Raw genomic sequence first — 9,256 nt, 5'->3', positions numbered from 1 at the left:
CTAACAAAGCTAACATGAACGTTGTTAACACATAACCTGAAGTAGCGGGCGAACCAGTCACTTCAAAAACTAATAAAGGCAAGATAGCTGTTAATAAGCTAAACAAAAAATTAAAAACAAAAACAATATACAATAGTTTTTTCATTTATCTCAACTCCAATCATTATCCAAACGCTTTTGTAAGCACTTTACTAATGACTCTTTGTAAGAACCAATTTTTAATAGAGATAAAAGAATTGAGTTCGATCAATTGGCAGCCTATGCTTTTTTTTGTTTCATAAGTGGTTGGCCCACAATACATTTTTGATATTCCTTTTTCTATTGCATACTGGATTGCAGAATAATATAAATTAAAATAAGCATTACTGGGTAACGAATGGTGATAGTCCATGCCTACATGCTTAAACAAAAGAACATCATTCTCCTCAACAATTAAGGCAAATGCAATAATGTCTTTGTCATACTTCATGATGATCCACTTATACGCTTCACCCATAAATGCCCAATCGTGAAAAGATTCTTCTGAGTAATTAATGGGGTAAGGAGAGGCCTCTCCTTTTTCAGCGGTATTATTGTATAGTTCAAGAACCCTTGAAAAATTATCTATTTTATCGCTGTCAACAATTTCAATGGTAGCTCCATATTCATGAAAAAGTTTAATTTTATTTTTGACGTCCCACCTTTTTTTCTTCTTTAATTTTTTCAAGTAATCGTCAAAAGTATCATATGCAGTATCCAATTCTGTATTGGGATAAAAAGGGATCTTGATAAATTTTGCTTCCCCAAGCTTTTGGTTGAGGTTTTCGCTCTCAACATTACTTACAAATATAGAGTCACACTTTAACTCTTTATAAACCTTGCGTTTACATTGGTCTAAGAATGCACCTAATTGATCAGTGGAATGACTGTGAATCCCTTCAAAATTAGATAGAGGATTTTTAATGAAGACCACATTGTATTTAAGAGGATTTAAGTACATCTTATCTAGATAATCGAAAACTTTCTTCAGCGTTCCAGATAAGTAGTTTGCTACATTTAATTTCTTTACAGTAAATCCTGTACAAAAATACTCTACGCCGCTCTCAGATAAACCCAAAAAGTAAATAGGTTCGTAATTACATAGATTCTTTTCAAGAAACAGCAACCACTCTTTAGAAAGTTCACTAGAGTTCAGAAAGTTCTTTTCTATTTCTTTACGGTGAGCAAAGTCGATATCGTCATAAGAATAATAAATAGTTATCTTCATTAAATGGCTAAACCTCCATCAACTACAAAGTTATGACCTGTGATATAGGCAGAGTCCTTTGTAGTTAAGAAGTGTACCAATCCTGTGATATCTTCTAGTTCTCCCATTCTTTTTAGAGATATATTCTGAACGATTCGATCAGTGTCTAAACTTTCAGTCATTGGCGTATGAATAAATCCCGGACTAATTGTGTTCACCCTAACACCAAAAGGTCCTACTTCTTTGGCTAAAGCTTTTGTTAAACTAATGACACCTGCTTTTGATGCTGAATAATTTGTTTGACCAGGAAGACCAATGATACCGGACACCGATGAGATGTTTATGATCACACCCTTTTTAATCTTGATCATCTCTTTTGCAACAAACTTACAATAATTAAATGTGCCCGTTAAGTTTGTATCTATGACAGATCTCCAGTTCGCTTCGCTCATAAATCCAATTGTTTTATCTTTCGTAATCCCAGCATTGTTAACTAAACAATCAATTTTTCCATGTTTGTTAATAATTTCTTTAACGAGTTTTTTAGCTAATTGATAATCACCAACATCAGCTTGATAACAAAACGTATTAGGATGTTCTTTTTGAATTTCAATTGCTTGTATATTGCTTGTACTATAAGTGAAATAGACTATCCATCCTCTTGAAGCCAAATCTTTTACAATACCTTCACCAATCCCTTTTGAACCACCAGTAATAAGTGCAACTTTCTCCAAACTCCTCACACCTTTTCTACAGTTTGAACTGTTAATAACGATTGATTCCCAGTTTCATTCGTTTCCACAATCAAGGTCTCGYCTTGTTTGTATAGACTAAAAACTATTTTAAATAAACCAGATACAGAATAAGAAAGCCCTATATATGGAGTTATGTTTTCTTTGTTAATCGCTTTTTTTTCATCATTATTAAAATAATCAGCAACTATGTCATCTACTTGATTAGCAGACCCCCATATAACATTCTTTATATTTGGTTTATCATTTACAAATTGGTTTACCTTATCACACCAACATTTTTTTCCAAGTGCATAATCCATCCACGAATCTATCTCATTCACATGCCCATAATATTCTTTTTCAAGGTTAGTATCCTTTTCTAATACAATGGAAATCGATGATTCTGTCAGACATTTATCAGGGAGCATACCATTAAATTCGTTATGTAAAACACCTTTTCCGATGTCTTCTACTCCAATTACAACAGCTTTATCGATAATTCCGTTTTCTATATAACTTTTTGCTTGGATTAACGCATCAATGCCAGATGTGTTCCCTGTATTCACAGTGCTGTTAATACCTTTAAAATTAAATACGATAGACACCCATCCAGATACATTGTTTAGAACCGTATTCGGAAACTTGATAGGACTAACTAATTCTGCGCTATTTTGATAAGCTGTTTCAAGAAAGTCACTAATATTGTTAACATAACTCATAGAGTTCCCCACGAACACTCCAATACGATCAACATCAACTTCTTCATTACCTGACAATCTTGCATCCTCAAGTGCTAACTGTGTAGATGCAATTGCCATTTTTGTAGATTTAGGAAGCGTACGTAGACCTTTTCGATTAGTATAAGTTTTGAGATCAAAGTCTTTAACTATATTTAACCTACGCCTTTGTACCTGTTTGTTATATCCTTCTTTAAGAGAAGTGATCGTATCTCCCCACGGTGAAATACACCCTATTCCAGTAATCGCTATTTTCTCACTCAATAGAAACACCTCCTTTTTAATGTGTAAATTGTTTAAATAAAACACTAGCATTCGTTCCACCAAATGCATACGAATTATTAATAACGGTATTTATCTTATACTCCCTGGCAACATTCGGAATACAGTCGATTTRACAATCGTCATCAGGTGTCTCAAAGTTTATTGTCGGTGGTGCAACGTTATCTCTAATCGCTAAACAACTGACGACACTCTCTATGGAACTAGCCGCTCCCATCGTATGACCGAGCATAGATTTTACCGAACTTGTAGGTGTGTGTTTGCCAAAAATAGTGTTAATTGCAAAGGATTCTACTCGATCATTGGCACTTGTTCCAGTTCCATGTGCACTTATATAATCAACTTCACTCGATTGAATTTTTGCATAGTTTAATGCATTTGTTGTCGCTTTAATAATCCCAGATGATTCAGGATGTGGTGAGGTGATATGATGGGCATCGCAACTCACCCCGTATCCTCCCACTTCTGCATAAATAGTCGCTCCACGATCGAGAGCATGTTCTAGTTCCTCTAATACTAGACATGCAGATCCTTCTGCTACTTGCATCCCTTTTCGATTTTTATCAAAAGGTCTGCACCTATCAGGTGAGATAGCTTTTAAACGATTAAAGCCATAATAGGCAACCGTTGAGAATGGATCAGTACCAGCAGATATAGCAACCTTGGATTTATTTCGCCTTATTTGTTCAAAAGCCTGAATGGTCGCGTAGTTACCTGCTGCACATGCATTTGTAATCAAGGAAGAGTACCCCATTAGTCCAAACTCTTTAGCTGCAAATACTAGCATGTTTTTTAAATGATTTTGTTCTAATAAAACAGCTGAGCTTTTTTCATTAGAATAAACATCCAAATTTGTTTTTTCCACAGTTACCTCGCCCATCGTTGTTCCCACGAACAAATCCGCATATTCATACTCAGGCTGCTTTAACTTAGCATTATCTAATGCTTGACGAATACTTGWTATTAAAAGCTGAGATCCTCGACCAATAGATAAATAATCATTAATAAACACAGATTTAGAAGGGTCGAAATTATGAATTTGACCTCCATATTTGGGTTCTAATAGATCTAGCCCTTCTTTACTAATCTCTGAAACCCCAGATTCACCTCGTGTACAAGCCCCCCAAAAATCATCAATCGTATCTCCAATTGATGAAGTAACTCCCATGCCGGTAATAACTACTCTTTTCAACGTACCTTCCCCCTCATACTTCTATCATCGTAAAGGTTAAACTTCCACTGGCAGCCAAATCTTCATTAATATAAACTGCGGTTTCTACAATAGCTGATGCTTTTACTTTTTTTCTAAGGTTGACGTGAATGATAAGTTGATCACCAGGGAGGATGAGCTTTTTGAATTTCACATTCGTATGGTAGAGAACCGGTAACCCATCAGATTTTGTTTCCTCTCCATATTGGAGTAGTACAATGCTAGCTTGAGCAATCGCTTCAGTCAGTAGGACTCCAGGGAAGACCTTCTTAGTAGGAAAATGCCCGGCAAAGCAGGGCTCATTTCCACTAATGTTTTTTAGTGCAATAATCTTTTCACCTTTTACTTCAATGACTCTATCTAGCATTAACATAGGATATCGCTGTGGTAAAATCTTCATTAAATCGTCCATCTCTAATGGCATTTGTGCAGTCATAACATTCATTTATTGAACTACTTTCAATTTATCTAACACTTCTGAGATCTCTTTTAGAGAACCGAAATTAGGTAACTCATCTTCAGGAATTTTCATTCCAAATTCTTTTTCAATCGTAGCCATAATTTCTAAAGCCATCATCGAGTCTGCTTCTAATTCCTCAACTAGATCCGTTTCCATTTCAACTTCTTCCACTTCAACTTCTAGCACTTCTGCAATAATCTCTTTCAACTTTTGAACTTCTACATCTTTAATCATCATTACTTACCCCCTGTAAAATTTTATGATTGGCTTTATTAATATCAAGCAGCATTGGACATTCATTCGAGATACCTTCATACATCTTGTAATCCCCAATTACTTCAAAACCAATATTTTCATAAAGTTTCTGACCCTTTTCCGAACTCTGGACATACACATGTGTGATTTCGTGTTCCATAATTGCTTTATCTAGTTCTTTCAAGATCTTTGCTACAATTGTTCCCTTCACACTCAGCTTTTTTGTGACTTCATCTTCCACAATAATGAACCTCATAGCCTCAGCGTATTTGTTCGTATCATCACTCTCTAATCCATGAACTTTCTCTATCATTAATAAATCATCTTTTTTAAGAATAAGTGAGAGGGTGCCCACCAACCTTTCATCCAGATAGCAGCCAATATGGATCCCATCTTTGTCAAAATCATCTTTCAATTGCTGATCAGGGTAAAAAGATCTTGGTGCTGCACCTTGGTCAACAACAAATGTTTGATACCTTAACTCATAAAACTCTTTTAACTTTTCTTCATCTTGAATCACTGTAGCCTCAATAATAATAATCCCTCCCTTAGTTCATACACTATTTAGTCAAACAACTTGTGATGTAGCTGAACTTGACTCGTGATTTAGTGTAATATAAAAAAACTTATATTGTTTTTTCCATCTCAGGATTTGCTACTCAAAATTCCAGACACTTTCTTGGACTATATCTAGGTATATAATCAAAATATAAAATTTGTTATATTTGTTTCCTCATCACAAAAAGACCTCCCTAAACGGAAAGTCTTTCTTAATTTTCACCTTAATGAATATTGTCTATCATCTTGTCCTTTTCATTTTGTACATATTGATAAAATGTTACATTGTTGGTTCTCTCAAAAACCCACAAGGAGTACTCCAAACAAGTTCGTGCATGTTTAATTTCATTTAAATTATAGAGGCTCTCCCCTTTTTGATAATATAGTTCACCTAATAAATATAAAGATTCCTCTTTGATGCACAAATTTATTCCCTTTGAAGATGTTTCAATTGACTTTAAGTACTTTTGTTTTAAATGAAAGGACCTTGCTAGGTTATATAATATTCTTATCTCAAGCTTAGAAATATTATTAGCTGGCATTGTTTTAAGCATTAATAAACACTCTTCAAAAATACGTATCGATTCATCATAATTTTCAAGGTCACAATAAATAATAGCTTTACTAGTTAAGATCTCCAATTCATGTTGAGATAAATGATCTTTAGCAGTACTTTTTAAACGAAGAGCTTCGTCTAATAATGTAAAACTCTTTTCTTCATCTCTAGTGATATAAAAGTAACAGATGGCTTCTTGCCAAATTAGAAACTGATAGAATGCACCTTTCCGAAATAAGGGATTACGCTTCTCTAAATTGATCATTTCCATAGCCTCTTTATACCTAGTTTGCCTCACCAGCATCCTAATCTGTGAACAAACTTCTTGAGCATAATCCAATCGTGGTGTCTCACTTAAATTAAAGAAATAATTAATATCCACCCCCAATTTTTCTGCAATCTGAAAGAGAATAGGGGCAGAGGGATATAGGTCGTCCGTTTCAATTCTACTAATCATTGCTTGGGTACAAACACCATCTGCTAACTCTTTTTGCGAGATTTTGTAATACTTCCTCAAATCTTTTATAGTATGTCCGATTCTAAAAGGTTCCATTTAATCACCCATTCAGTCATATATAACAATTTGTATATATTATATCAAAAATTCACGAATTAATGCCAATATTAGGAACTATTATAATCTATATATCACAGAAAGACATTACACGGGTTTAATTAATATGAGATTATAGTACCAGTAACAAAGAAATAAAAATTTGATTTAAATGGAGATGATCTCGAAGTGAAAAAGCTATTTGTAATTTTATTTTCTTTCGCATTAATTAGTGGTGTTGGGACGAGCTCAATCAGTCATAGTTCTGTAGATAATAATCAAGATGAAACAATCCAGACTTTACCTGGTATTCATACATAGGATTTTCTGATAAAAAGCGTATAGGAGTTTATTACTCTTGCACGCTTTTTGATTGTTATAGGAATAGTCACCTTAATTTGTCATTTATAGTCATGTGAGTTTCGAAGAATAACAGCAATTAATAATAGGACGACCCTTTAGAGCTAGAGTTCCTTTTCAGCTATAGAACATAAATTAAAAAGCGCACGCAAAAAAGCAGAGGCCCAAAACAGGACCTCTGCTCTTTCCATATTTATTTATCATTCTGGTCTTCACGAACTTCTCCTTCTGATTCCACTGAAGAAGATTCTCCCTCACGCTCTTCCGCTTTCTCATCCTCCCCAGCTGCCATTTCAGTCAATGCTTTTTCAAAATTGTTGACCTGGCCTCGGGAGACAAAGCTCTCAAGCATTGCTTTTAAATCCATTCCCGTGCTTTCCTTTAAACTTTCTTGTAGGCCCACCATCGTTCTTGTGACGTTGCCTGTGATTTTTGCAGCGCCTCCATTGGAATCAGCACCGCCAAAGTCAATGACCTTCATCTCTTCAATTTGAGAAAGAGGCTGTGCCACTTCACGAGCATATTTAGGAAGCATATCAATGAACATCTCAAGGATAGCAGCTTCTCCGTATTTTTCCATCGCTGCAGCCATCAGCTCTTTCGCTTCTGCTTCTGCACGACCTCTCTCACGGATGACTTCTGCTTCTGCCAGACCTTTTTGCTTTTCAATTAATGCTTTTGTTTCTCCGTCAATGCGCGCTTTTTCTGCTTCTGCTTCTGCGTTTGCTTTAATATCATAAGCATCCGCATCGGCTAACGTCTTACGTTTCTTCTGTTCCTCTAGCTCGAGCTCAACTTGGCGCTGACGTTCGATGTATTGGATCTTCATTTCTTCTTCTTTTACTTGTTGAGCAAGTCTAGCTCTTTCCAGTTCGTATGATTGTTCAGACTTGGCCCTTGCTCGTTCTGTTTCTTCTTTAATTTGAGCTTGCTTGATATCCTTTTCTTTCTTAGATTCAGCAATGGCACTTAAGCGTTTGTTTTCTTCATCTTGGGCTTCTTGATCATTTCTTGCTTTGTACATTCTTGTTTCTTTTTCTGCATCAGATTCTGCCATGTCAGCCTTTTTGCGGATTTCAGCGATTCTCGGTCGTCCTAGGTTTTCTAAGTAGCCGTTCTCTTCATCAGCATCGCGAAGATCATCTAAACCAAAAGAAGTAATCTTAAATCCCATATTATCTAATTCTTGCTGGGCAATATCCTGCACTTGGTGATTAAACGATTCTCGGTCATTATTAATTTGTTCGACAGTCATTTTTGATAAAATCGCACGCAAATTCGTACCCAGAACCTTTGACACTTCGCCTTCAATTTCACCTTGCTTCTTCCCAAGAAATTGTTCTGCATAATTGGCAATTCCTATTAATGAATCAGCAATCTTCACAGAAGTAACAGCATCAGCGATAACCGGAACCCCTTGTGACGTGTAAACTTTAGGCGTCGTTAACTTGATTTGAAAGGAGTTTAAGTCAACTGGTGTACACGTTTGGAACATCTTTAAACGAATACCCCCACCTCGAATGATTTTCAAGCTTCTTCCATTATCATCAAAGAAAATTCTCGCATCTTCTTCTGGATCACCAAGCTTCGGTCCAGTAATGATTAACGCTTGGTTCGAGCTAGCCGTTCTATAACGCTTTTTGAAAATAAAGAAACCAACCCCACCTACAACTAATAAAACGAAAAGTAAAATACCACTAATGATCAACCAAATCATACCCATCATAAAACGCACCACTCCAAACTTTTAGATTGAGCTAAGTATGTATGAAAGCCCATGTACTCTTATATACGGCTATAATTTGTAAATGTTTCACTTTTTTGTAAATATAGTTTCATTCATTTAAATAAGGACCCATGACCGGTAAAACCCTACTTATTTCCTTTTCATCTACTTAAAACCAAAATACAGGTGTCGAAAGTACTCGCCGATGGGTACGCTTTAGTCCTTGATCGATTTGAAGAATATCATTTTATTAATACAGATGGTGACATTGTTTTTGATAATGAGCATGGCTATGAATGGGCTACCAGTTACTCAAATGGACTAGCGTTTATTATTGATTATGACTTTGAAACTCGTACGGATTATGAAGGATATATTGATAAAGAAGGTAATCTCATTTATCGTTATGATATTGAAGGCTGGCCTTATATCGATGCATACTTTGATGTACATTACTAATCTCTATTTTTAATTGGAATCCAACCTCTCTTCCATAAGAGGTTGGATTCTTTTTTAGGAGATAAAACAAGGTAGTATCAACACAAGCATCTAAACTCAAATAGAGGTTTTTTATAAGTAGAAGTCGAATCTCTAGCTTAG

10 protein-coding genes are annotated in these 9,256 nt (G+C 35.4%); 1 reads left to right on the top strand and 9 read right to left on the bottom strand.

The window, feature by feature from the left end; translation table 11 throughout:
• Positions 1-163 precede the first annotated feature (163 nt).
• The 9 genes from AB685_RS29890 to AB685_RS23475 form a co-directional block, all read right to left on the bottom strand.
• Entirely contained in the window at positions 164-1,246 is a 1,083-nt protein-coding gene (locus tag AB685_RS29890) for a GNAT family N-acetyltransferase (RefSeq protein WP_053073936.1), read from the bottom strand.
• A complete protein-coding gene (gene fabG, locus AB685_RS23510; protein ID WP_047973006.1) occupies positions 1,246-1,968 on the bottom strand; it encodes a 3-oxoacyl-ACP reductase FabG in 723 nt (240 codons plus the stop codon). Before fabG ends, AB685_RS29890 begins: the two co-directional genes overlap by 1 nt.
• Positions 1,965-2,960 (bottom strand): beta-ketoacyl synthase N-terminal-like domain-containing protein, encoded by a 996-nt coding sequence (locus tag AB685_RS23505; RefSeq protein ID WP_047973005.1) that lies wholly within the window; start codon positions 2,958-2,960, stop codon positions 1,965-1,967. The genes fabG and AB685_RS23505 overlap by 4 nt, the downstream gene beginning before the upstream one ends.
• 16 nt (positions 2,961-2,976) lie before the next feature.
• Positions 2,977-4,170: a beta-ketoacyl-[acyl-carrier-protein] synthase family protein gene (locus AB685_RS23500; protein WP_053073935.1), complete on the bottom strand. Its 1,194-nt coding sequence runs from the start codon at positions 4,168-4,170 to the stop codon at positions 2,977-2,979.
• Between the two features lie 13 nt (positions 4,171-4,183).
• Positions 4,184-4,633: a 3-hydroxyacyl-ACP dehydratase FabZ gene (fabZ, locus tag AB685_RS23495; protein WP_053073934.1), complete on the bottom strand. Its 450-nt coding sequence runs from the start codon at positions 4,631-4,633 to the stop codon at positions 4,184-4,186.
• Positions 4,634-4,885: an acyl carrier protein gene (locus AB685_RS23490; RefSeq protein ID WP_047973003.1), complete on the bottom strand. Its 252-nt coding sequence runs from the start codon at positions 4,883-4,885 to the stop codon at positions 4,634-4,636.
• Complete coding sequence (locus tag AB685_RS23485; protein WP_053073933.1) at positions 4,875-5,423, bottom strand: hypothetical protein; 549 nt, start codon at positions 5,421-5,423, stop codon at positions 4,875-4,877. Before AB685_RS23485 ends, AB685_RS23490 begins: the two co-directional genes overlap by 11 nt.
• Positions 5,424-5,685: 262 nt before the next feature.
• The gene (locus AB685_RS23480; RefSeq protein ID WP_053073932.1) at positions 5,686-6,570 is read right to left on the bottom strand and encodes a helix-turn-helix domain-containing protein; all 885 of its coding nucleotides are present in this window, start codon (positions 6,568-6,570) and stop codon (positions 5,686-5,688) included.
• Between the two features lie 553 nt (positions 6,571-7,123).
• On the bottom strand, positions 7,124-8,653 hold the full coding sequence (locus AB685_RS23475) for a flotillin family protein (protein WP_047973007.1): 1,530 nt from the start codon (positions 8,651-8,653) through the stop codon (positions 7,124-7,126).
• A gap of 189 nt (positions 8,654-8,842) precedes the next feature.
• Here AB685_RS23475 and AB685_RS23470 point away from each other — a divergent pair, with 189 nt between their 5' ends.
• Positions 8,843-9,115 (top strand): hypothetical protein, encoded by a 273-nt coding sequence (locus tag AB685_RS23470; RefSeq protein WP_047973001.1) that lies wholly within the window; start codon positions 8,843-8,845, stop codon positions 9,113-9,115.
• Positions 9,116-9,256: the final 141 nt, after the last annotated feature.

The organism is Bacillus sp. LL01 (genome assembly GCF_001037965.1).
This window is presented reverse-complemented; position numbering and strand designations above follow the sequence as displayed.